Origin of the sequence: Pedobacter hartonius, assembly GCF_900107535.1 — a bacterium.
In the GTDB taxonomy this organism is placed as follows: Bacteria; Bacteroidota; Bacteroidia; order Sphingobacteriales; family Sphingobacteriaceae; genus Pedobacter; species Pedobacter hartonius.
In genome coordinates, this window is sequence record NZ_FNRA01000016.1 from 13,915 (window position 1) to 37,274 (window position 23,360).

A 23,360-nucleotide genomic window follows, 5' to 3' on the forward strand; every position below is an offset into this window, starting at 1 on the left:
ATAAACAGAATAAGGGTTAGTTGAGGTATGAGGCTTCGGAGCTGTAATAATTTCATATAAGTATTACAGCAATTCCCGTTTGTAGATTTCATCTGAAATTATGCAAAACAGAAGATATCCAACGGGACAAAAGTCACAATTTAAGCACTGCCTGCATCAGGGCAGTGCTTAAATCAAATGTTTACCTGGCGTTCTTCGTCACCAGCTTGATTTGGGCAACATAACCACCACTGCCAGCCATTTTAATAGTAACCGAACCTCTTGAATTAACGATCTGTTTGTTTTTCACAAGTATCGTAGGGTTAGTGCCAGCATCCTTTGCGTCGGTCCAGGAGGTCAGTTCATATACCCCTTTAGGAAGAAAATTCAGCTTAATCTTCAATACCCTTGGCAAACTGTTTGTCATTGCTCCAATAAAATAGTCATTTCCCGTTCTTTTGACCAATGCAATGTGTTCTCCCGGATAACCAGACAATACATGGATATCGTCCCAAACCGTAGGTACAACCTTCAGGAAATCTGCCCCAGGCTGATTCAATATATTATCAGGGTGTTCACAATTCACCGTCAAAGGGCTTTCATAGATGACAAACTTGGACAACTCTGCACAGCGTGTATTCATTACTTTGGTCGGAAGAGAGCCCTCCTTGAATTGTGCTTTGGTTATATTTAAGAATCCTCCCGGAGTATAATCCATTTGTCCGGCAAGCATCCGGGTGAAGGGCAGCGTCACATTATGTTCTGGTAATAACTTGGTGGAGAATTTTGACCATTCTTCGCCCATGACCCCTTCGCGGGTGATCATGTTCGGATAGGTCCTGATGATCCCGTCCGGTTTATAGGCTCCGTGGAAGTCAACCAGCAGGTGATGCGCTGCGGCTTCTTCGATGATCTTTTTGTACCAGTTTACCATTTCCTGATCGTCACGGTCCATAAAGTCAATTTTGATACCAGCAACGCCCCATTTCTCATATAAAGCGAAAGCTTCTTTAAAGTTGTTCTTCCTGTTTACATCTGAGCTGTAGATCCAAAGCCATAAGCGAACATTTTTTTGTTTGGCATAGTTTAAAAGCTCCGGCATGTCCAGTTGCGGGGCAGCTTTGGTAATATCAGCTTCTGTTTTATTAAATGCCCCGTACCACTGCCAGTCTACAATCATATAAGGCCATCCCTGTGCTGATGCCAGATCGATATATTGTTTAATAGTAGGCATATCCTGTTTCACTTCTCCGCTCCACCAGTGATCCCAGGCGCTCATCCCGGGTTTGATCCATGAGACATCTTTTAATACGCATGGATCGTTTAGATTTTGTATGATTTCTGATTCAATCAGGCTGCCTGGTGTTTTTCCCAGCATGATCACCCGCCATGGGGTATATAAATTATCGGAGAAGCGTGCTTTGATCCCGTCTTCCAGTTCAAAAGGCAGAGGAGATAGTTTCGTAACAAGGTTAACCTTGTTGGTGACGCCCTGTCTGTCCATGCCAATATAAAAACCGGGATAGTTATCAATTTTGGCCTCAGTTATCGCTGCATAATGAGTTTTGTCAACCTCCACCAGGAAAGGCAACCCTGCCTTTGTTAAAGGATCTATTGAACTTAATAGTTTTGGCAGGAACTGTTCTTCCTGTGGCGAAGAGTATTTTTTGTAATCTGCTACCCATCCTTTAGGATCACCTGAAAAGGAAAATCCGGTAAGTTCTTTGGTGATGTTCCTGTTGCCAATTCTGGCTTCTGGGAACAACTGGTACCTGAACGCAACACCGTCATCATAAGCGCGCAGTTCTATGTTTATTTTCCTTCGCAATTCGGATCTCTCTATAAAACTAAGCTGAAGGGATTTATAGTGATCTTTAACCTTTTCGTGTTTCGATCTGATAACAGGTGTCCATGTTTCGTTGAATTCTGCCTCTTTTTGATTGACAAGCTGAAGATCTGATCCCATATCAGGCTCATTCTGGAATTTAAAGCCCATAGGGGAGCTCATGATGATTAGCTTGTCTTTCATCAGCACCCGGTAAGTCAGTTTGTCCTGATTTTTAACTTCAATGTGGATGTCGCCCGATGGCGAAGTAAGTGTTATCGTTTGTGCATAGCTGAGTGCAGAGCTGGCGCCCAACAGTAAACAGAGCGTAAATTGTTTGATCATACGTAAGCTTAAATATTTGGTTATCCATTAGATAATGGTTTATAAAAATAAAGAATATCCATCTTTCATTAATGTTATGAAATGATTTTGCCCTTAAGTGCATTTGCGGACGTGGAATAAGCGAAACATTGATTACTGGTTAACATTCGATAACTGAATTTCTGTCATCTGTTCGATCACTATTTTGGGTCAATCTGCTAAGAATTTACAACGACCACCAGGTTTAACCCTCGTCTCTGAAAAATTCAAAAATTATCTCAAAATAATTTTCTTCACTTATACTATTGCTAAAACAGTTTAACATCAACCAACTGTTATACAATAATTTATAGCTATTTGTTGTTGTGGATTAACTATATATATTCGTTTAAACAATTAAAATTAAACAAACAATAATCAGCTCTAAAACGGCAATAATATGAAGAAATATTTAATTAGTTACGGTTGTGAAAGGTTTAGCCTGCAACGAGAATTATTTCGGGCGCTGGCAGTTTCCTCTGAATTTTTTGATGAGGTAAACGTATTCACTCCTGAAGATTTTGATATCGAGTTTGCCTCAAAAATGAGGAATACGCTAACGCTAACCAAGGGTGGAGGTTTCTGGTTATGGAAGCCTTATTTCATCAAAAAGATGCTGGATCAAATTGAAGAGGGTGATGTACTGGTCTACTGTGGTGCAAACTGTGTGGTCAACTCCTGGGGCAAACCCCGTTTCGATGGCTACGTAGAACGTCTGCTTGCTTCTGAAACCGGCTCCCTGGCTTTTGAGCTGCCATACAAAGAAAGTGAATATACAAAAATGGAAGTGTTTGAGCACTTCAATACATCAGACGAGCTGAGGAACTCGAAACAGCTGATGGCTACCATCCTGATGCTGAAGAAGTGCCCGCATACCACAATGATGGTGGATAAATGGTATGATACCGCTTGTGCACATCCTTCTTTATTTACTGATGAACTGCGGATACTGCCTCAGGATAGTGATTTTATTGCCCATCGTTATGACCAAAGCATATTCAGCGTGATCCGTAAGATGTATGGCGCTGAAATTATCCCGATGAACGAGTACTTTTTCGACTTCATCAGAGAATGCAATACTTTCCCGTTCTGGGCTACTTCAAGGAGCCAGCCATAAGCTTTTTCTAATAGAAATAAATACTTATAGTATGCGTTTGGCTTCATCTGTGCTTGTGAGCCCGTGGTAGGTCTGATGAAGGTACGAGGCCAGGCCGAGATATCACCCCAAAACTCGGACTTGCCACGTTTCTACCACGTAATAACCTCGGACCCACAGGCCGGAAACAAGCCAGAAGTAGGCCAAAACAAACTGGAAACAATAAAGCCTGCGGTTACTATTCTGGCTGCTGCGTCCTAATAATTAACCTGTTGATTAACAGATGAAAAAAAAATTCTAAGAACATATATTACCTGTTTTGTTTTTCAAAATAACTTTTTATATTTGAGTAACAGGATGATCAGTGTTCAGAATAACATCCCTGAGGTATCGTATAGCATACATCATAAAAAGAAAAAGTTCTGCTCCCTGAGGACTTGCTAACTAAAATTCAATCAGTTTGGTACGCAGGGAGCAGTTCTTTTTCGATCAGAAGATTTCCAGTGCATTCTGGATTTCCTGGTAGATCTTCTTCAAATCTTCATCACTGATACAATAGGGTGGTAAAATGTAGATCACATTTCCTAACGGGCGCATCAGGATTCCTTTATCCATGAAATAATCATATAGCAGGTTTCTGAGTTTAGAAAAGTAGGAAGTGCCAGATTCAGTCTGCCATTCTATCGCGATGATCGTCCCGGTTTGGCGCACAGCCGCAACTTTCTGGTGACCGCAGATTTTCAGCGAAAACTCGGCGTGCCTGTTACAAATCCTGCGGATGTTATCCTGCGCTTCGTGCTGTAACAATAGCTCTATACTAGCCAAAGCTGCGGTGCAGGCCAGAGGGTTTGCTGTAAAGGAATGACCATGGAATAAAGTCTTCAGTTTATCCTCCGACAAAAATGCGTTGTATATGTCCTCAGTACAAGTTGTGACCCCTAATGGCATCGTTCCCCCGGTAAGCCCTTTGGAGAAACACATCACATCGGGCTGTGTTTTTAAATGATCAGCAGCAAAATTCTTCCCTGTGCGGCCAAAACCTGTAAATACCTCATCCTGTATCATCAGAACGCCTTCTTCCAGGCAATGTGCCATCAGCTGATCCAATGCCGGAGCTTCGTACATCAGCATTCCTGCAGATCCCTGAACCAACGGTTCGTAAACGAAACATGCCAGTTCGGCGGCATGAACAGAGATAATTTCTTTCAGAACAGGCAGATTTTCTTCCGTAGGTGTATCAATAAAAATCACTTCGAACAAAAGATTATCGAATGGAGCCGTCCATGCGCTTCTTCCGCTGACAGACATGGCGCCAAAAGTGTCCCCGTGATAGCCATTGTTAAAGGCCAGTACTTTTTTTCTGGACTTTCCTTTGTTAAACCAGTACTGTACGCACATCTTCAGGGCAACCTCCACCGCGGTGGAGCCATTGTCAGTATAAAAAACTTTCTTTTGCCCCTCAGGAAGAATGGCCAGCAGGTTCTCCGCAAGGGCAATCGCCGGTTCATGAGTGAAGCCGGCGAAGATCACCTGGTCTAATTGCTGCAGTTGGGCAGTTACGCGTTCTACGATATAAGGGTGACTGTGTCCATGCAGCGTAACCCACCATGAAGAGACCGCATCGATATAGCGGCAGCCTTCTTCGTCATACAGGTATGCGCCTTTCCCACTTAAGACCGGGAGCGGTGGTCTGGCATTAAGTTGCTGTGTATAAGGATGCCATATACTTTCAGCATCTCTTTGAGTTAAGGTCATTGAACAGGTATTACTTGAACTGATTTGTCTTTCACCATTGGTTTTAATCCCAGCAGGTCGAACATCTTTTTGTCGTCATCCAGTCTCGGGTTTGGCGTAACCAGCAGTTCTTCGCTTTCGCTGGTGAAGATAGAATTTGCTCCGGCCATGAAACACCAGGATTGCTCTTCGGTGCTCATCTCGGCACGGCCTGCACTGAGCCTCACCATGGATTTCGGCATCAGGATCCTTGCGGTAGCGATCATCCTCACCATTTCCCAGGAATCAACTTTAGGAAGGTCGGCCAGCGGCGTGCCTTTTACGCGGGCCAGTGCATTAACCGGTACGGATTCAGGATGTTGGGGTAAGTTGGATAAAGTATGGAGCATATTGATCCGGTCGGCATGGGTTTCTCCAAGGCCAATGATTCCGCCGGAACAAACGCTGATTCCCGCTTTGCGGACGTGTTTCAGGGTATCTAACCGGTCGTCGTATGTACGGGTGGTGATGATCTCTTCGTAATATTCCTTGGAAGAATCCAGGTTGTGGTTGTATGCATATAAACCTGCTTCCTGCAGCCTTTTGGCCTGGCTTTCTGAGAGCATGCCCAAAGTGCAGCAAACTTCCAGTCCGAGTTCGTTCACGCCTTCAACCATTTCAAGGATGTTTTCGAAATCGCGGTTATCACGCACTTCGCGCCAGGCGGCTGCCATACAGAAACGGGAAGAGCCTGCATCTTTCGCGCGCTGGGCAATAGCCACAACATCCTGTTTAGACATTAACGATTTTACTGTGATGCCTGTATGGTAACGTGCGGCCTGTCCGCAGTAAGAACAATCTTCAGGGCAGCCGCCTGTTTTAACGGAGAGCAGCGTGCAAACCTGTACTTCGTTTGGTTGATGAAAGTTCCTGTGAACAGTGGCAGCCTGGTAAACGAGTTCAAGCAAAGGCTGATGGTAAATGCTTTCTATTTCCTGGATGCTCCAGTCATTTCTTATGGTTGAATAATTGTTCATATAACAATGGTTAATTTGTTGACAGATTGATGAGTTGTGTCGGTGCGGATGCGATCGCAGCTTTACTGAGGCGGGTAAATTGAGGCAGGTCGCTCCAGGTTGTAGCTGCTGGTAAATGCTGCAGGATAACTTCTTTAATGTCTTTTAAGAAAGGTCCGTTGAAGACCACATGTTTTAAAGGAATGTTTAAACTGGCAAGGGCATGCAGGCTGAGCAGGGTGTGGTTGATACAGCCCAGGTAATTGCGGGTAACAAGCACCACCTCCGCGTCAAGCTGTTTGATCAGGTCGGTCATCAGAAAAGAAGATGAAAGCGGTACGAACAAGCCGCCGACGCCCTCAATCAGTAAATCGTTATCAGTCCTGGGCAGCTTGAATGCTGATGAAACAATTTCTATACCCTGTGCTTTGGCCGACTTGTGAGGTGAAGCCGCCATTTCCAGTCTGTATTCCTCAGTATGGATAAATGTTTGCTGGTTTCTGATCAGCCTTTTCACCCGGTGGCTGTCGGTACGGTGCAGGTCGCCCGATTGCACCGGCTTCCAGTAATCGGTTTTCAGCTGCTCACAAAGTACCGCCGAAACAATGGTTTTACCCACGCCGGTACCGATGCCGGTGACGAATAAGGGTTTATTTTGCATGAGAGTTTTTACTGAGTTGATGGAAATGATCACAAAGTGCCAGGATTTCTTCGTCGCTGTTATGGGTATGGATACAGATGCGCAGCCGTTCCCTGCCTTCAGGTACAGTGGGACTGCGGATCGCTCTGACATCAAAGCCCCGTTTTTGCAGCTCCGTGCTGAATTGCATCACCGCGCTGTTGCCATCCAGAAATACACACTGGATCGCTGAGGGGTTCATGCTGCTGCGCAACTGTTCCTGCGGAGGCATATGGGCCTTCAGGAGCGACAATTTATGCTGCAGCTTTAGTTGTTCCCCTGGATGGGATAAAAGGTGCCTGTACGCAATCTTTATCGGTAACAGCTGTGTGAATGGAGCTGCAGTACTGTAGATGAAGGGCCGGGCAAAGTTAATGAGGTAATCTCTCAGCAGTTCAGTGCCTAAGATGATTGCGCCATGTAGGCCAAGGGCTTTCCCGAAGGTGACTACACGTGCAAATACGGCATGCTGGATGTGCAGTACATCTACCAGTCCGGTGCCATATACACCAAAAGCATGGGCTTCATCGACGATTAAACGGGCGCCATAGTCACGGCAGAGCCTGGCGATGTGAAGCAGATCGGCAAGGTCGCCATCCATGGAATAAACGCTTTCCACGGCTACGTAACAGTGGCCGGTACTCAGTTTGATCTTCTTTTCCAGGTCTTCCAGGTCATTATGCCTGAATTTAAACCTTTTTGCAAGGCTCAGTCTTGCGCCATCGATCACCGAAGCGTGGATCAGCTCGTCATAAATGATCGTATCGTTCTTTTGGGGAACGCTGTAGAACAGGGCCAGGTTAGCCGTATATCCTGAGTTAAAGATCAGTCCGTTCTCCGCATGGTGGATCGCTGCGATCTCCTTTTCAAGCTGTTCTGCAAATTTAGTATTGCCGCTTAATAGCCTTGAACCAGTGGCACCCAATAAATGCAGGGGATGTATTTTCAGTTCATTACTGATCTTTTTTTTCAGTGCCGACGATCGTGCGAACCCTAAATAATCATTTGAGCTGAAATCATATAAGCCGTTTTCATACTGTAGTTTACGAATCGTTCCTTTAGTTTTTATTAAATTCAATTTCTCTGCGAGAGAGTCTGTGATACACGTTGCTGTGAAATCATTTTTGACCACCATATCTGATGAAGATTTTGTTTCTTTATTCGTTATCTTAGTCATTTACGCAACCGGGCTTTCTTCCTTTATCGCGGTTGCGAGGTCATTGATCCAGTTCTGGTAAAGGTTTTTTTCTATCGAAATGATATGATTTGCATGAAACTCCCAGTCTGGCGAGAAGTTTTTCAGCTGTGCAGTCATCTCTTCCAGGTGTCCCTGTTCTTCCAGGATGATGGAACGGACGCTTACCTTGCTGCCCGCCTGTGTTAAGATGTCCTGATAAATGGGATAGATAAGGTCTGCCCGTACTTCAATGGCGTAAGTCACCAGCAGATAGGCCGCGAACTTTAGCTGAGCGCCCTTTAAATGCAGGTGTTCCATCAAGTAGCGGCTGGTAGCCATATCCAGTTTGTTCAGGTAGTACTTGCTGCTGTAGGGTGCCAGGAGGTAGTCCGGTTCATATGTCGGGCAGGCGCTTGCGCTCAGTTTGCCGACCTGTTTTTTGAGGTAAAAAGCATGGCGGTGCTCCTCTGCGGCATGTTTCAGCACCATATAGGTGGAAGTTTCGGGCAATTCGTTTGCTGAGATCTTCCTGGCGCCGATATTTTCCTGCAGGGATAACGTATTCAGGAAACGGGCATGCGTTTGATCGTCACTAACGATTTGTTTAAGGAGCTCTTCTAATTCCATGATGTCAATTATTTTATTCAAAAGTATTATCTTGCCGGATAGTTTAATGGTACCAGTTTGTAGTTTATGAGTAGTCCGGTTAAAATTCCTTTTAAAAGCGTGATCCGCATTGACAGGTCACTTGATCGCCCCGTGTATTTGCAGGTGGCCCACCAGATGATCAATGCCATTCAGCGCGGAGTCCTGCTCGATGGGGTTCAGCTGCCGGGCACGAGAAGTCTTTCAGAAGATCTGGAAGTGCACCGGAAAACGATCATCGCCGCATACGACGAGCTTGATGCGCAGGGCTGGACAGAAATCAGGCCCAATAAAGGTACTTTTGTACGGAATAAAGCACCCCAGGAGAGTATTCCGCTGAACCTGCTGAATAAAAAGCCGACCGGCAATACGGTTTCCCCGGGTAAAAAACAGGATCAGTACAATGAGCAGTTCCTGAACAGCTATCCTGCAAAAACGGGGTACGGCTTTAAGCAGAGTATTCTGCTGGACGTGCTGCCTGTAAATGCTTCAGCAGGACTTGAATTCAATGACGGGCTGCCTGATATCCGGCTGCTGCCGCTCGAGAGGCTGTCTAAGGTTTATGGAGGAATACTCAAAAGCAAGACCAACTACAGGCATTTCGGATATTCACACGTGGAAGGGAATGAGCATTACCGGGAAACCCTGGCCTTGTACCTGAACAATACCCGTGGCCTGCATATCAATAAAAACAATATTCTTACCACCCGCGGAATCCACATGAGTATCTATATGGCTTCCAGTATGCTGATCGAACCGGGCGACCTGGTGATCGTTGGTGACCTGAGTTATTACCTGGCAAATATGTGCTTTCAGCAGTGCGGAGGAAAGATCATCTCGGTGCCTGTAGACCAGGATGGGATCTCAGTAGAAGCTATACGTGAGCTTTGTAAACGTAAAAAGATCAGAATGTTATATCTTACGCCGCATCACCATTATCCTACAACAGTGACGCTGAGTGCCGAGCGACGGATAGAGTTGCTTCAACTGGCTGCCACTTACGGATTTATCATCCTTGAGGACGATTACGACTATGATTTTCATTATAACGGGAACTCTGTTCTGCCGCTGGCAAGTGCGGATACGAGCGGGATGGTGGTCTATATTGGCTCCTTTTGTAAGTCGCTCGCCCCGGGCTTCCGTTCAGGTTACCTGATTGCCCCGGAGAACCTGATCGTGGAGATGGCGAAGTTCCGCAGGCTGGTAGACCGCCAGGGGGATATGCTGATGGAGCAGGCGCTTGCCGAATTGCTGGAAGAAAGGGAGATCCAGCGGCATTTGAAGAAGGCAGTGAAGATTTACCAGGAGCGCAGGGATACGTTTGCTGCATTATTGCAGGACCAGCTGGGAGCGGAGCTGACCTTTGTTTCCCCTCCGGGAGGATTGTCTGTCTGGACGCACTGGAACCCTAAGCTCAACCTGATGCGGATCAGCAAGAACTGTATGAAAAGAAACCTGCACCTGCCGCAGGAACTGCTCTACCAAAATGACAGCTTTACCGCTATGCGGCTGGGCTTTGGAAACCTGACTATAGCAGAGCTGGAAGAGGCGGTGCAGATCCTGACCTTAGCAGTGAAAGAGAGTTAAATTATGATTATAGGGGGATAAAACTGATCATTTAGCTACTTATCATTTGATAGTATTTACTTTTTAAGTTATTGTATTTCAACGTTTAATGTGGTTCATATTTTTCTGCACTTCACTTATAAGATTTTTCGCTGGAGAGCCACTAATTACATCTCCCTAACCCTTCAGCTATATAGGTACAGGAGGTCATGACGACCCGTATACACACTGTATACTGCTTTATATTGATAACCTCTTTTCAGGGTGCTGGGCAGGTATCGATGGGGTGTTGATTCGGCATTTACCCGAACCAACCCCCCATCAATACCGTATCAAAAGCGAACCAAAACCGGCACAATGTAAAGCGCAATACAGGCTGCCCTATACTGATATTAGAAGACAATGAATTTTCGTTTTACTAGCTGGTGTATACAGCCTTTTAAAATGATATTAGAGGACATACAAAGAAAGAATGGACAGGCAGAGCAGACATAGGCCATCCTGTAAACGAGCCTATGCCATATCCCGGATTTTTTTTAAAGCACTTCTATTCCTTTTGCTTCAAGCGCCTCATAGATCGTCGCATTAACGCTGCTGCTGGTTCTTTCGGCCAGGGAGATGTCCTTACACCAGAAATAGATGGAAACGGTACTGCTGGTTTTGGTTTTTGGGCTGATAATGATCCTTGTCTCTTTACCGGCCATAATGTTGTCATCCGCGGCAATGGTTGATTTGATCAGTTCTTCCACTTCATCCCTGGAGAAGGGCTTGTTCAGTACAAATTCGATCTTTATCCGCATCTGGTTATTGGTGAGGGTCCAGTTGATAATGTTATTGGACAGGATATTTCCGTTTGGAATGATGATCTCGGCACCTTCGTCGGTCAGTAAAGTACTTGCCCGGATACCGATTTCCTTTACTCTCCCTTTTTTATCGCTCAGTTCCACTACATCGCCTATGCGTAACGTTTTATCAAAGATAAGAATGATCCCGGATACGAAATTGCTGACGATGTTCTGCAAACCTAAACCGATACCCACACCCAGGGCACCCAGTACCACAGTGATTTTATCGATCGGTAAACCGGAGGCCGCTACCGCAAGCAGGAAACCACCGATCAGCAATATCAAACGGGTAACGATTAGTTTGGAACGTTCGCCTTTGTTATCATCCAGGGAATCATCGCCGGTATCACCAAAGAAGTAAGCGATGTATTTCTGAAGGAAATTCGCTGTCCAGATAATGATCAGGAACAATACGATCCCGCCAAAAGTAAAGGCCAGTGTTCCTATAGTTCTTTTTTCGGTAAGGATGGTTAAACTGTTGTCATATAGTTCGTTAAATATATTAAGATTGACCAGGAATAAGGTCAGCCATACCAGGAAGGCAATGATGTCCAGCAAACCGCGGACACTTTTCACCACAGGTTCCCAGTCGAAATGTTCCGGGTAATGTTTGCGGATCCTGCTGCTTTTGATTTGTAATAAAAATGCCTCGGTGATCATTCCTGCAAGGATAATCAATGAAACAGCGTGCAGGAAAGCACTCACTGCAGTAGTATAAAAGATCTGGGTAAGTGTGAACCTGCCAAACAGGTTACAGAAAATAGCCAGCAGGTTAAAGCCGATAAAGATCAGGCCAACCGGCAGCAGGGTCTTATAGCGCTCTGTCCGTTTCTTCAGCTTCAGGTAAGTGAGAACGCCAAATGCTGTAGAGGCAATGCTGAATACCAGCAGGTTCCAGCGCTGGTAGCGCGGTGGCATTCCCAGCAGTCGCAGGACAACAGGGGCGATCAGCAGAATCACAAAGATGCACCACTGGAAGAATACGTCAGGTGGCAGCCTTTTATACAGAAGTGTGGTAAGGCTTATGGCCAGCAGGATATGTACGCCTTCAATATATAAGGCCGGTGCCAGCAAATCAAAAACAGGAGCAAGGGTCAGAATAAAAATAATGGAGATCTGGTAGGGTTTTGGCCGGATGAACAGGAACTGGAAGGATTCTACAGCATCCAGTCTTTTACGGTTGATCAGGCTTTTGTAATTGAAGAATACCCAGAAGAAGAAAACCACGCCGCTCAAAATCAGCAGCAGCCTGGCGCTCCGTGTATAGACAAAGTAATAGCCGGAGATCTGCTGTTCGCTTTTCATAAAACGCCTGAAACCCATACTCCGGTTTGCAGGCCGGTCAACACTTTCCCACAGATAACGTCTTTCTTTGCCAAACGCCTTTACGCCAACCGTCTTTAGCTGGTTGTCGGTAGCATATTTCAGTTCCTTTACATTGATAATATTGGCAGATGTTCTGGCCTGCAGCGAATTGATCAGACTTGTATTGGTCTTGATGAGGCTGTCCATCACTACCTTTTTATCCCTTAATTCCGTCAGCTGGATTTTGAAGATCCTTTTTAAAGAGTCTACAGTAAATATTTTGTGGAGTATCGTGTCTTTTCTGAGGCTGAGGATCTGTGTTTTTAACCCGTTGAGCTTCTGTTCGTAATGGTTAAGGTCTTCGAGGCAGTCTGTATTGCTGTTTTCCAATTCATCCAGCAGCGTCTGGTACATCTGCAGGTTTTGCAGGTTGAGCGACCGGTCACTCTGGCTGACGCGTTCCTTAATGAGTGCAATTGCGGCCTCGTCCTGTGTTAAATACGCAGAGATAGGGGCCATCTTATAAAATGAAGCCGTGGTCACCTTCACCTGGTTGATCGCTTCAAAGACCTTTTGCAATCTTGCCAGGTAGTCTCCCCGGGTCAGCACAGTCGAATCTGCAAGGTAAGACAGGTCGGCCGCAGCATTGGCCTTAGCCCTTTGCTGCGCTTTTGTACTTTGTGCAACAGCAACAGAACTATAAAAACAAAGACTAATGAGCAGGATCAGGAAAGAAGCGGGATATGTGATCGAAAAAGGTTTTTTTAACTCCATTTAAACTTAGGTAGGTTGCAATTACAAATGTAACAAAAGCCATACAATATAGCCAAGAATTGTTTTAACGGCTTTAGCGGGATATTGTTGCGGTGATTGACGATGTTTATCGTAGTGATTTAGATATTTATTAATGCGATTAAATCGGAAATAGAACTTTATTCAGAAAGATAGAATTGTTATATCAGGCAGAACGCCCGATATAACTAATTCAAGGTAAATAATGTGGATTTTTAATATCTTGATGACTAACCTCATTCAGGTAAACATACCTGAAAGGCTGATCAATACATTTCTTTTGTTTTCTGCTGCTGACTATGCAGAAGCAGAAAACAAATTTAAAGGTTTCAAGTAAAAGTTTTGACATTTATTTCAAAAAAAACTCCAATGGTTCTTTAAAACGTAAGAAATATTTCCTGAAATGTCCCTTGATTAGCAGTGGGAGAGGTTTGATGGTTACCTTACTACTATGGGTTGTGTGATTTTGAATGAGCTGCGCAATTCGGATCTGGCCTGCGCAGCTCATCAACTTATATGGCTTTCTCGTAGATCCTGTGGATTTTGTAAGGATCGCCTTTTATCGCTTTAATTGCATTGTTTACGGGATGGTTGTGTTCAAGAGTCCATCCGGCCTCAGCATATTCGAAATCCCGGGCTTTGTAATTTTTGATGATATTGGCATATAACACTGCCTCAATACCCATATGGCGGTATCCTTCAATTACGCCCAGCATGAAGATCCTTATACCTTTGATTTTTTTCATACCGAAAAGCAATTTGAATATGCCCGTAGGAAGCAGTCGGCCACGGGGGATTTTCTTTTGTATCTGGTTTACATCTGGAAGAGCGACAGCAAGACCTATAAACTTACCTTCTTTCTCGGCAACAAGTACGAAATCAGGATCGGCTATCATTTTAAGGTCTTTGGCGATGAATTCAAATTCATCGTCAGTAAGTGGCACAAAACCCATGTTTTTATCCCAGGCGCTATTGTATACCAGTTTGAACTTTGCAGATTCTTCCTTGAATTTCTTCATGTTCATCTTGCGGATGATGACCCCGCGGGTATTTAGTCTTTCCTCTAATTTATCAGATATCCGTACTGAACGGTCGTCATAAGAGGTTTTATTCCATCTCCATGAAATTAAATCCACCTGTTTTTTTAGTCCTGTGTTTTCTAAAAGGCCTTCATAATATGGGGCATTGTAAGTGGTAAGGATCAGGGGTGGGTATTCGAAACCTTTGATCAGTAGTCCGGCTGAATCATTGGTGGTGAGATTTACCGGACCAACCAGGTTAGTAATGGTGTTATCTTTTTCTTTCAGCCATTTTACTGCTGTATCGATCAGTATCTGTGCACTTTCAGCATCATTGATCACATCAAAGAAGCCGAAAAAACCATCTTTGGTACCATTGAATTCATTGTGCCGGTTATTCAGGATCGCAGCAACACGGCCGGTGATTTTGTCTCCGTCATACAGTAAAAAACACTGTAGTGAGGAGTGTTTGTGAAATGGATGGGTGGTCAGCAGGTCCCTTTGTGCAATGAACAGTTCGGGCACATAAACGGGATCATTTTTGTACAGATCGTGTGGGAAATCAATGAACGCAGCAAGTTCTTTTTTTGATTTAACCTCGACTATTGTCTTCATATATGTTTTTTGAGCAAGAATGATAAGCCTGTTATCGGCAAAGTGATTAAATATTGCGTCAAATATATTAAAATGACCAATATCTTTTACTATTATCCCCACATTAGGTTAGGTTTATTCTCCCCAGGCCGTGAGCATCAGGTTTCTGGCACCTCCGTAATTGCGGTGCTCACAAAGATAAATGCCCTGCCACATGCCTAAGGCCAGCCGTCCATTGCGGATAGGGATCATCAGTGAGGTATCCAGCAGTGCAGCCTTCAGATGGGCAGGCATGTCGTCAGAACCTTCATCGTCATGCAGGTAGTCCGGGTCATTCTCAGGAACAGCCTTGTTAAAGAACATCTCGAAATCATGCCTCACCGTAGGATCAGCATTTTCATTGATGCTCAGCGAAGCGGAGGTATGCTGGATAAACACCTGGCATACCCCTGTTTTGATTTCGTTGATCTGCGGAAAAGCCTGGAGAATATCCGCTGTGATCAGGTGGAAACCCCTTCGTCTTTCATGAAGGCGTATCTGTTGCTGGTAGATCTTCATAGCGCTAAATTAACAAATACTTTTGATGAAGCGCATAGAAGCGGTGCCGCCGGGTTGTTGGTTACTTTAAGTTTTCAATCTCTTTCACCTGAAGCTTGGTTAACTTTGCGATCTCATCAAATGAATATCCTTCCTGTTTCATTGCACCTGCAATTTCCTGTTTATTTTTAAGTGTAGCTTCCTCCGCCGCATAAGCGATGGAAGCCTCATAATCCCATTTCGCTTTTAAGTTCGATTCGTATATCATACGTTCCTCTCTGTTTAAGTTTGCTACTTCTGCTGTTTCAAATACTGTTTGAAAAACCTCGTTATTCAATACTTCCGGAATTTTATCCATACTATGCATATTCTTTAATAAATAAAACCATTTGTCTAATTCTGTCTTCAATTTTTCTTTAGGTGTATTAAAGTTAGGTAATTCCACAAACTTTAACCCAATATGATCATGAAAAACTTTTTCAGTATTTTTGTTAATGAAGGCAATGTCATGATAATACTCCCCGTTGCTGCTGTCTTCAAAGCTAAAATCCATGATGCCTATTAAGTGGACTTCTTTCATTTGTACATTCCAGTCCGGCTTTCCCGCAGGCAGCTGCTGACTAATCAGTCTTGACAGATAGAACATACATCGCTCCCTGAAATACTTTTGCTTGCCCCGCTGCATTTCAATGACAAACTGTTCTCCATCATCACCTGTGCACAGAAGGTCAAAGAATACCTTTTTGTATCCGATCGCATCGCCATATTTTTCAGTAGGGCCATATGTAATGTCTACAATCGTTTTGCTGCCTTCAAAAAGCGCATTCAGGAATTTAATCATAATTTCCTTGTGTGCCTCCGTACCAAATAAATGTTTGAATCCGAAATCTGTTAAAGGGTCTATATATCTGTTTATTCTGAGCGCCATAGCCGGGTTGGTTGTAAAGCAAATTTAGCACTCACTTCTTTAAAATGCGAATAATATTAATAATTAATTAATTTTAATTAATCAAAAATATAAAATTATCCGAAATAAATTGGATCTGGACAAGGTATAGCTATATAAATACATAAAATCAGACCCCAATCGTAACTCAATGGTAATTTCATCCCGCCTCAGCGATTTTGACTATTTTTTCTTGATATTTGACTACAATGAACCCGGCGTAATCACAATAAAAACCCGTAAGGCAATATTTCCCTGATCATCGCAGGCTCCATCTGACAAACGCATATACTGAACAAATGAAATTTGAAAATACGCTATCATACGCACAACAACTGGATGCACAAGACCCGCTGCATCCTTTAAGGGAAGAATTTTTATTTCCACAACAAAACGGCAAGCCTTTTATCTATCTGTGCGGAAACTCTCTTGGCTTACAGCCTAAATCTGCGAAAGAGGTACTGGGCAAACAGCTCGACAACTGGCAAAACCTTGCCGTGGAAGGCTGGTTTGAAGGAGAAACGCCCTGGATGTTTTACCATAAAGAACTCAAAGAACTCATGGCACCAATAGTAGGAGCCAAACCTGCAGAAGTTTGCCCGATGAACACCCTCACAGTAAACCTGCATTTGCTACTCGTTAGCTTTTACCGCCCGGATCAAAAAAAATTTAAGATCATCATGGAAGCCGGTGCGTTTCCGTCCGACCAGTACGCTTTGGAAAGCCAGGTGCGTTTTCATGGTTTCGACCCCGAAGATGCGATCATCGAAATTGCACCCAGGCCAGGAGAATATACGCTGAGAACGGAAGATATTACCCGGATCATCGCTGAAAATGCAGACCAGCTTGCCCTGGTGCTCTTCGGCGGTATCAATTACTTCAGCGGTCAGTGGTTTGACATGCCTGCTATTACAAAGGCAGGGCATGATGCAGGGGCCATCGTAGGCTTCGATCTTGCGCATGCCGCCGGAAATGTGCCCCTGCAGCTGCACGACTGGCAGGTGGATTTCGCCTGCTGGTGTACTTACAAATATCAGAACAGCGGCCCCGGGGGGATAGGAGCAATATTTATCCATGAAAATCATTTTGCCGACGATCAGATGAACCGCTTTGCAGGATGGTGGGGATACCAGGAATCTATCCGCTTTAAAATGGAGAAAGGTTTTATCCCGGAACCCGGAGCGGACGGATGGCAGGTCAGCTGTACCCAGGTGATGCCGATGGCCTTGTACCATGCTTCCCTGAAGATTTTTGAGCAGGCTGGATTTATGGAGCCGCTACGAAAGAAAAGCCTGAGTTTAACGGCCTACCTGATCTATGTGATCGGAGAGGTCAATGCAACGATTGGCACTGAACAATACAAGATCATCACCCCGGCCAATGAGAACGAAAGGGGCGCACAGCTTTCTATCATCGCCAAAGGAGATGCAAAAGCAGTGTTTAACAAGCTGGTAGAGAACAACGTGCTGGGCGACTGGAGAGAACCGAACGTCATCCGTTTCGGCCCTGCACCATTATACAATTCATTTGAAGATATTTACCGTGCCGGCGAACTGTTGTTGCAGCTGAGCAGAGAAGAAGCGATATGATCAATTACAACCCCAAAGCCTGGTTTACCTTTATCTTTCACGTCCATAAAGGCGATACTTTCAGGAAGTTATGGCCGCTGATCCTCAGTGTAGGTGCCTTCTCAGGCATAGTAGCGCTGCTGGAACTTCACTTTTTTAAGCTGTCGGAAAGTAATTCTGTCAGCAATATCAACATCATGCACAGTATTCTGGGCTTCGTGATCTCCCTGCTGCTGGTATTCCGTACCAATACGGCTTACGACAGGTGGTGGGAAGGCAGGCGGCTGCTCGGAGAACTGACCAACGTCAGCCGTAACCTGGCCATCAAGATCAAAGCACTGAAACTGGAAAAGGAAGAAATGGAGTTTTTCAACTATGGCATCCCTAAATATGCCTTTGCCCTGAAAGAACACCTGCGTGAAAAATTGTATTTTGGAAAGAACAGCTTCCTGATTGAAGTGGATGGCGGAAAACATATCCCCAACCAGATCGCCGGAAGCCTGACCTCCCGGATGTGGAACCTTTCCGCCGAAGGAAAGATTTCGGGCGAACAACTGATCATACTAAGTGCCGACCTGAGTCGTTTTACCGATATCTGCGGGGGATGTGAACGGATAAAAAAGACGCCGATCCCATTTTCCTACAGTGCATTTATCAAGAAATTCCTGTTCCTGTATGTGATCACACTGCCCTTTGGGTGGGTGTTCAGCCTCGGCTTTTTTGTAGTGCTGATCGTGCCCTTTGTGTTCTATGTATTAGCGAGTTTGGAGCTCATAGCTGAAGAAATAGAAGACCCCTTCGGACAAGATGCGAACGACCTGCCGGTGGACGAGATTTGTAACAATATAGAAAAACACATCGGGGAGATCCTGGGCTAAAATGGTAAAGATCGCATACCACCCGCTGTATGCCCATCCGCTGCCGGAAGGGCACCGTTTTCCGATGCTGAAGTATGAACTGATTCCGGCGCAGCTGCTCCATGAAGGGGTAATTACACAGGAGAACCTATTTGCTCCGGAGCAGCTGAAGGAGGAGACTGTACTATTGTCGCACGCCCCGGAGTACTGGACGCAATTGAGTGACCTGACGCTGCCCGCAAAGGAACAGCGCAGGATAGGCTTTCCGCTGAATGCGCAGTTGCTGGAACGCGAACTCAGGATTGCACAGGGAACAATAGAGGGGGCACTGCATGCAAAAGAACATGGCCTGGCCTTTAACGTGGCTGGCGGCACCCATCATGCAGGATCGGACTGGGGTGAAGGATTCTGCCTGTTGAATGATCAGGCGATTGCTGCTAATTACTTGCTGCATAAAGAGATATATAGCCGCATATTAATCGTCGATTTAGATGTACACCAGGGGAATGGTACTGCCGAGATCCTGCAGCATGAACCCCGGATATTTACATTTTCCATGCATGGCGAAAAAAACTTCCCTTTCAGAAAGGAGGTTTCAGACCTGGATATCGGTTTGGATGATGGCCTGGAAGATGAAGCCTACCTTTCTATTCTGGCAGACACCCTGCCGAAATTGTATGAACAGCACGAACCGGAATTCGTGTTCTATCTCTCGGGCGTAGATGTATTATCCAGTGATAAACTCGGGAAACTCGCTTTGACTAAAGCCGGGTGCCGGGAGCGCGACAGGATGGTATTCCAGTTTTGCAAAGATCATCGCCTGCCTGTGCAGGTAAGCATGGGCGGAGGGTATTCCCCGGAGATCAGGGATATTGTAGATGCACATTGCAATACCTATAAGGTAGGGATAGACCTGCTCGGGGATTGAGGCCGTTTAAGGTACTGATGAAATCAGCAGGTTGGCGGGGCAATGCTTCGTCAGGCAACAGCCTGAAAATGTTCAGCTTGAAAACTATACGCCCGACTAGTTTTGCACATCTGTTCCGTATCCAGATAATTTTGATGAGATTTATCGGTTCCAAACTGAATGATTGCTGATGAAGATTGTTATTGCAGAAAAACCATCCGTTGCACGTGAGCTCGCTAAAGTATTTGGCGCAACGGTTAAGAAAGACGGATACATTGAAGGGAAAGGATACTCTTTCACCTGGGCATTCGGGCATCTCCTGCAACTGGCACCTCCTCAGGAATACGGATTTATCGGCTGGAGAAGACAACACCTGCCAATGCTGCCGGCTAAGTTCAAGCTGTCAATCAGGAAGATTAAAACCAAAGACGGTTTTGTAGAAGATCCGGGTGTAAGGAAACAGCTGGATATCATCAAAAAGCTGTTCGACGAGTCTACTGAGATCATCGTGGCAACGGATGCCGGGAGGGAAGGGGAACTTATTTTCCGCTATATCTATTACTTCCTGAAATGTAAAAAGCCATTCAAGCGGCTCTGGATCTCTTCGCAAACTGACGAAGCGATCAAAGAAGGATTCCGGAACCTTAAGCAGGGTACGGATTACGATACGCTGTTCAACTCGGCGCATTGCAGGTCAGAGTCTGACTGGCTGGTGGGGATGAACGCTACACAGGCACTCAGTATCTCTGCAGGTGCACGTTCGGTATTGTCGCTCGGAAGGGTACAAACACCTACGCTGGCAATGATCTGTTCAAGATATATTGAAATAAAGAATTTTGTACCCCAGTTATACTTTCAGCTGGGCATTCAGCTGGATAAAGACGGACAATTGTTTAAGGCGGTGTCTGTGGCCAACTTCAATATAAAAGAAGAAGCCCAGGCGCTGTTTGATAAAATTGAGGATGTCCCTTCGGGTTTCCCTAACGGAGGAAAGATCCTCGATGTGGAGGCCAAACCGAGGAAAGAACCGCCACCGCTGCTGCATGACCTGAGCAGCTTACAACAGGAAGCCAACAAGCGTAAAGGGTATACGGCAGATCAGACGCTGAACCTGCTGCAAAACCTGTATGAAAGTAAACTGGTGTCCTATCCCCGTACCGGGAGTCGTTATATCGGGGATGATGTATTTGCCGGAGTGCCGCAACTGATCAGTCAGCTGACCACACATTCCTACTTCGGGAAATCGGCTGAGTTCCTGCAAACCATCCCGCTGAATAAAAGAAGCGTAAATGCAAAGAAAGTAACGGATCACCATGCCATATTACCTACAGGAGTGACACCGCAGGGCCTGAGCTCCGACAGACAGGCCATCTATAATATGGTAGTTGCCCGGATGCTTGAAGCCTTCCACCAGGAATGTGTAAAGGAAGTCACCAAAATCACCATTGAATCGGGTTCCATATTTATTGCCAACGGAACGGTGATCCGCTCTGCAGGATGGCGCTCGGTACTGAATGATAAAGACGAGGAGAAAAAGGATGAAGACAACCCATCACTTCCTACAGTGAAAAAAGGAGCAGAACTACCGATCGTGGAGAAGGTTTTCCTGGAAAAACAAACCAAGCCGAAGGCCTTATATAATGAAGCCTCGCTGCTGAAAGCGCTCGAAACCTCAGGTAAAGAGATTGAAGATGAAGAGCTCCGCTACGCAATGAAGGACAGTGGTTTAGGTACGCCGGCTACACGTGCATCGATCATCGAGACCCTGATCACCAGGGAGTATATACAGAGGGAAAAAAGGAACCTTGTGCCTACGCATAAAGGGCTTTCCGTATACGATGTGGTGAAGGACCAGAAGATCGCCCAGGCAGAACTCACAGGTTCCTGGGAGAAACGCCTGGAAGAGATCCGTTCGGGCGCCTCGGTGAAGGACTTTAAGGCGGAGATCTCTGAATACACGCGCTCCATCACCAACGAGCTGCTGGCGGCAGGGGCCGGACTGGCGGAAAAGCTGATGCCTAAAAAGGAAGACACTCCAGTAGTGTAAGGGAACACAGGGGCGTGTTTACAAAAGCAGACCTTACTGTAACGGAAATATTTCGCAATAAACAGCTCGCTGCTTCGTTTACGCCATTAACGATAGCCGTAAATTCCTGATAGAAGAAAAATTGATAAAGAACACTGGGTTCTGCAATATGCTTCGTAAGATCCCGAAGATGATCTTTTATAAAAAAGGGAATGCTGTTTTCGAACGTGCATTCCCTGATACCAGGGAATGGGAGAGAAATCTTAATATATCACCAGATACTACTAACTTCATTCATCTAAGATCAACAAAAGATTAATTTTTCTGCAACTGACATTTTTTATCGTAATTTTTTGTATTTTGTATGTCCTAAAATGAATGATGAAAAGATATAAACACTATTCTTTCGATCTCTGGCTCACACTGATCAGGTCTGATCCTGCTTTCAAACAGGAGCGGGCGAAGATCTTTCATGCCCGGTACAACCCCCTAAAAAAATCTTTTGACGAAGTTGTCACAATTTTCAGGAATGTGGATCTAATGTGCAACAGTATCAACGAAAGAACGGGCAAAAATATCGATGCCGATGAAATGTACCTGATGGTGATCAGCATCATGAACGACTATAAGCCCGGATTTGCAGCCGTGGATACTGAAGCACTATACCTTGAAATGGAAGCGTTATTGTTCAATTATATGCCTCACCTCTACTGCGGGAACACGGCAGACCTGCTGGGCAGTCTGAAAGAGTCTTCAACGCTGAGCCTGCTGAGCAATACGGGCTTTATCCGCGGGATAACGCTCCGGAAGGTCTTAGGGGCACTCGAACTGGACCAGTTCCTGGATTTCCAGCTGTACTCAGACGAAGTGCGGCTGTCAAAACCAAACAAAGCTTTCTTCCAGCTGATGCTGGACCAGCTCAACCGCAGGGAACAAGGCGGGCTGGAACTCCATGAGATCGTCCATGTAGGGGATAACCCCGTTGCGGATGTCCATGGCGCCAATCAGCTGGGCATACACAGTGTGCTAATTAACTCAAATCAGCAACCCATAACCTGTTTAAGATGAATTTAACAAAGTCATATGCTTTACATCAGATCCATCACGCGGAAATATTCGGATTTGATCCCAATGCCTATTCAAGGTTTAAGTTCGGGGATGACCTGGTCGCAAAGGAATTTGGTGAGCAGCTTGCTGCGGGCTTCATTTCCGGCTATCTGCAGGATAATTTTATTGAGAACCAGATCGTGGTGATCTCCAGTCCTTATTCTTTTATTCCTACGGCCACCTTTGCCATGAAGAACTACTTCATCCATCAGCTCAACCGCTGGATGGTAGATAACGGCGGGCTGGTAGTACAGGAGGCAAAGGTGCACCGCACGATCACCTATAAGGAAGACTACGGTGCCCTGAGCGCCGAGGAGCGCATGAACCTGATCGGGAATGACTCCTTTCATATCGACAAACACTTCCTGGACCATAAAACCCTGCTGTTCCTCGATGATATCCGCATCACCGGAAGTCATGAACGGATGATCCTGAAGATGGTAGATGAATACCAGATGAAGAATGATATCCACCTGCTTTATTTTGCTGAACTGGCGAATAAAGATATTCACCCCAACGTAGAAAATTTGCTTAATTATCACCAGGTAAAATCTATATTTGACCTTGACGGGATTGTTAAAAGTGGTTCCTTCTCTTTCAATACCAGGATAGTTAAATATATATTGAATACCGATTTCAGCAGTTTTTCTATATTTATTGCAAATCAAACAGAAGAGTTTATCAATATGTTGTATAATTTGGCATTAGGTAACGGGTATCATACGATAGATGCCTATACGCTAAACCTGAACTACATTAAAAATCAGATTAATACTAAAAAATATAAATTAATATAAA

18 protein-coding genes are annotated in these 23,360 nt (G+C 45.0%); 8 read left to right on the forward strand and 10 right to left on the reverse strand.

Annotated features, from left to right (window positions below; all coding sequences use genetic code 11):
* Positions 1–181: 181 nt before the first annotated feature.
* Positions 182–2,149: a glycoside hydrolase family 97 protein gene (locus BLW16_RS23565; RefSeq protein WP_217631617.1), complete on the reverse strand. Its 1,968-nt coding sequence runs from the start codon at positions 2,147–2,149 to the stop codon at positions 182–184.
* Between the two features lie 418 nt (positions 2,150–2,567).
* Here BLW16_RS23565 and BLW16_RS21095 point away from each other — a divergent pair, with 418 nt between their 5' ends.
* Positions 2,568–3,284, forward strand: a complete 717-nt coding sequence (locus tag BLW16_RS21095) for a hypothetical protein (RefSeq protein ID WP_090559869.1) — start codon at positions 2,568–2,570, stop codon at positions 3,282–3,284.
* Between the two features lie 468 nt (positions 3,285–3,752).
* On the opposite strand, the gene bioA is transcribed toward BLW16_RS21095, so the two are convergent.
* The 5 genes from bioA to BLW16_RS21120 are packed head-to-tail and all read right to left on the reverse strand — an operon-like array spanning position 3,753 to position 8,475.
* Positions 3,753–5,018 (reverse strand): adenosylmethionine--8-amino-7-oxononanoate transaminase, encoded by a 1,266-nt coding sequence (gene bioA / locus BLW16_RS21100; RefSeq protein ID WP_090559870.1) that lies wholly within the window; start codon positions 5,016–5,018, stop codon positions 3,753–3,755.
* Complete coding sequence (gene bioB, locus BLW16_RS21105; protein ID WP_090559871.1) at positions 5,015–6,013, reverse strand: biotin synthase BioB; 999 nt, start codon at positions 6,011–6,013, stop codon at positions 5,015–5,017. The genes bioA and bioB overlap by 4 nt, the downstream gene beginning before the upstream one ends.
* Positions 6,014–6,023: 10 nt before the next feature.
* Positions 6,024–6,653, reverse strand: a complete 630-nt coding sequence (gene bioD / locus BLW16_RS21110) for a dethiobiotin synthase (RefSeq protein ID WP_090559872.1) — start codon at positions 6,651–6,653, stop codon at positions 6,024–6,026.
* Positions 6,643–7,848, reverse strand: a complete 1,206-nt coding sequence (locus BLW16_RS21115; RefSeq protein WP_245735406.1) for an aminotransferase class I/II-fold pyridoxal phosphate-dependent enzyme — start codon at positions 7,846–7,848, stop codon at positions 6,643–6,645. Before BLW16_RS21115 ends, bioD begins: the two co-directional genes overlap by 11 nt.
* Positions 7,849–8,475 (reverse strand): hypothetical protein, encoded by a 627-nt coding sequence (locus tag BLW16_RS21120; RefSeq protein ID WP_090559873.1) that lies wholly within the window; start codon positions 8,473–8,475, stop codon positions 7,849–7,851.
* Between the two features lie 66 nt (positions 8,476–8,541).
* On the opposite strand from BLW16_RS21120, the gene BLW16_RS21125 reads away from it, so the two are divergent.
* Positions 8,542–10,080 carry an aminotransferase-like domain-containing protein gene (locus BLW16_RS21125; protein WP_090559874.1) on the forward strand — a complete coding sequence of 513 codons (1,539 nt, stop codon included), beginning with the start codon at positions 8,542–8,544 and terminating at the stop codon, positions 10,078–10,080.
* Between the two features lie 515 nt (positions 10,081–10,595).
* On the opposite strand, the gene BLW16_RS21130 is transcribed toward BLW16_RS21125, so the two are convergent.
* The 4 genes from BLW16_RS21130 to BLW16_RS21145 all read right to left on the reverse strand — a co-directional run bounded on the left by BLW16_RS21130 (position 10,596) and on the right by BLW16_RS21145 (position 16,079).
* Positions 10,596–12,983 carry a mechanosensitive ion channel family protein gene (locus tag BLW16_RS21130; RefSeq protein ID WP_090559875.1) on the reverse strand — a complete coding sequence of 796 codons (2,388 nt, stop codon included), beginning with the start codon at positions 12,981–12,983 and terminating at the stop codon, positions 10,596–10,598.
* 530 nt (positions 12,984–13,513) lie between these two features.
* Positions 13,514–14,635, reverse strand: a complete 1,122-nt coding sequence (locus BLW16_RS21135) for a hypothetical protein (RefSeq protein ID WP_090559876.1) — start codon at positions 14,633–14,635, stop codon at positions 13,514–13,516.
* A 114-nt stretch (positions 14,636–14,749) separates the two neighbouring features.
* Entirely contained in the window at positions 14,750–15,172 is a 423-nt protein-coding gene (locus BLW16_RS21140; RefSeq protein WP_090559877.1) for a secondary thiamine-phosphate synthase enzyme YjbQ, read from the reverse strand.
* 61 nt (positions 15,173–15,233) lie between these two features.
* Entirely contained in the window at positions 15,234–16,079 is an 846-nt protein-coding gene (locus BLW16_RS21145; RefSeq protein ID WP_090559878.1) for an Rpn family recombination-promoting nuclease/putative transposase, read from the reverse strand.
* Between the two features lie 317 nt (positions 16,080–16,396).
* Here BLW16_RS21145 and kynU point away from each other — a divergent pair, with 317 nt between their 5' ends.
* The 6 genes from kynU to BLW16_RS21175 all read left to right on the forward strand — a co-directional run bounded on the left by kynU (position 16,397) and on the right by BLW16_RS21175 (position 23,359).
* Positions 16,397–17,686, forward strand: a complete 1,290-nt coding sequence (gene kynU, locus BLW16_RS21150) for a kynureninase (protein ID WP_090559879.1) — start codon at positions 16,397–16,399, stop codon at positions 17,684–17,686.
* A complete protein-coding gene (locus BLW16_RS21155; protein ID WP_090559880.1) occupies positions 17,683–18,543 on the forward strand; it encodes a bestrophin family protein in 861 nt (286 codons plus the stop codon). The genes kynU and BLW16_RS21155 overlap by 4 nt, the downstream gene beginning before the upstream one ends.
* A gap of 1 nt (position 18,544) precedes the next feature.
* Positions 18,545–19,450, forward strand: a complete 906-nt coding sequence (locus tag BLW16_RS21160; RefSeq protein WP_090559881.1) for a histone deacetylase family protein — start codon at positions 18,545–18,547, stop codon at positions 19,448–19,450.
* A 169-nt stretch (positions 19,451–19,619) separates the two neighbouring features.
* Positions 19,620–21,476, forward strand: a complete 1,857-nt coding sequence (locus BLW16_RS21165) for a DNA topoisomerase (RefSeq protein WP_090559882.1) — start codon at positions 19,620–19,622, stop codon at positions 21,474–21,476.
* 357 nt (positions 21,477–21,833) lie between these two features.
* Positions 21,834–22,523, forward strand: a complete 690-nt coding sequence (locus BLW16_RS21170; protein ID WP_245735407.1) for an HAD family hydrolase — start codon at positions 21,834–21,836, stop codon at positions 22,521–22,523.
* Positions 22,520–23,359: a phosphoribosyltransferase family protein gene (locus BLW16_RS21175; protein ID WP_090559883.1), complete on the forward strand. Its 840-nt coding sequence runs from the start codon at positions 22,520–22,522 to the stop codon at positions 23,357–23,359. The genes BLW16_RS21170 and BLW16_RS21175 overlap by 4 nt, the downstream gene beginning before the upstream one ends.
* Position 23,360: the final 1 nt, after the last annotated feature.

Excerpts from the sequence above, each read along its gene's own strand:
- BLW16_RS23565 (WP_217631617.1), bottom strand. The coding sequence starts at position 2,149 with ATGATCAAACAATTTACGCTCTGTTTACTGTTGGGCGCCAGCTCTGCA.
- BLW16_RS21095 (WP_090559869.1), top strand. The coding sequence starts at position 2,568 with ATGAAGAAATATTTAATTAGTTACGGTTGTGAAAGGTTTAGCCTGCAA.
- bioA (WP_090559870.1), bottom strand. The coding sequence starts at position 5,018 with ATGACCTTAACTCAAAGAGATGCTGAAAGTATATGGCATCCTTATACA.
- bioB (WP_090559871.1), bottom strand. The coding sequence starts at position 6,013 with ATGAACAATTATTCAACCATAAGAAATGACTGGAGCATCCAGGAAATA.
- bioD (WP_090559872.1), bottom strand. The coding sequence starts at position 6,653 with ATGCAAAATAAACCCTTATTCGTCACCGGCATCGGTACCGGCGTGGGT.
- BLW16_RS21115 (WP_245735406.1), bottom strand. The coding sequence starts at position 7,848 with ATGACTAAGATAACGAATAAAGAAACAAAATCTTCATCAGATATGGTG.
- BLW16_RS21120 (WP_090559873.1), bottom strand. The coding sequence starts at position 8,475 with ATGGAATTAGAAGAGCTCCTTAAACAAATCGTTAGTGACGATCAAACG.
- BLW16_RS21125 (WP_090559874.1), top strand. The coding sequence starts at position 8,542 with ATGAGTAGTCCGGTTAAAATTCCTTTTAAAAGCGTGATCCGCATTGAC.
- BLW16_RS21130 (WP_090559875.1), bottom strand. The coding sequence starts at position 12,983 with ATGGAGTTAAAAAAACCTTTTTCGATCACATATCCCGCTTCTTTCCTG.
- BLW16_RS21135 (WP_090559876.1), bottom strand. The coding sequence starts at position 14,635 with ATGAAGACAATAGTCGAGGTTAAATCAAAAAAAGAACTTGCTGCGTTC.
- BLW16_RS21140 (WP_090559877.1), bottom strand. The coding sequence starts at position 15,172 with ATGAAGATCTACCAGCAACAGATACGCCTTCATGAAAGACGAAGGGGT.
- BLW16_RS21145 (WP_090559878.1), bottom strand. The coding sequence starts at position 16,079 with ATGGCGCTCAGAATAAACAGATATATAGACCCTTTAACAGATTTCGGA.
- kynU (WP_090559879.1), top strand. The coding sequence starts at position 16,397 with ATGAAATTTGAAAATACGCTATCATACGCACAACAACTGGATGCACAA.
- BLW16_RS21155 (WP_090559880.1), top strand. The coding sequence starts at position 17,683 with ATGATCAATTACAACCCCAAAGCCTGGTTTACCTTTATCTTTCACGTC.
- BLW16_RS21160 (WP_090559881.1), top strand. The coding sequence starts at position 18,545 with ATGGTAAAGATCGCATACCACCCGCTGTATGCCCATCCGCTGCCGGAA.
- BLW16_RS21165 (WP_090559882.1), top strand. The coding sequence starts at position 19,620 with ATGAAGATTGTTATTGCAGAAAAACCATCCGTTGCACGTGAGCTCGCT.
- BLW16_RS21170 (WP_245735407.1), top strand. The coding sequence starts at position 21,834 with ATGATGAAAAGATATAAACACTATTCTTTCGATCTCTGGCTCACACTG.
- BLW16_RS21175 (WP_090559883.1), top strand. The coding sequence starts at position 22,520 with ATGAATTTAACAAAGTCATATGCTTTACATCAGATCCATCACGCGGAA.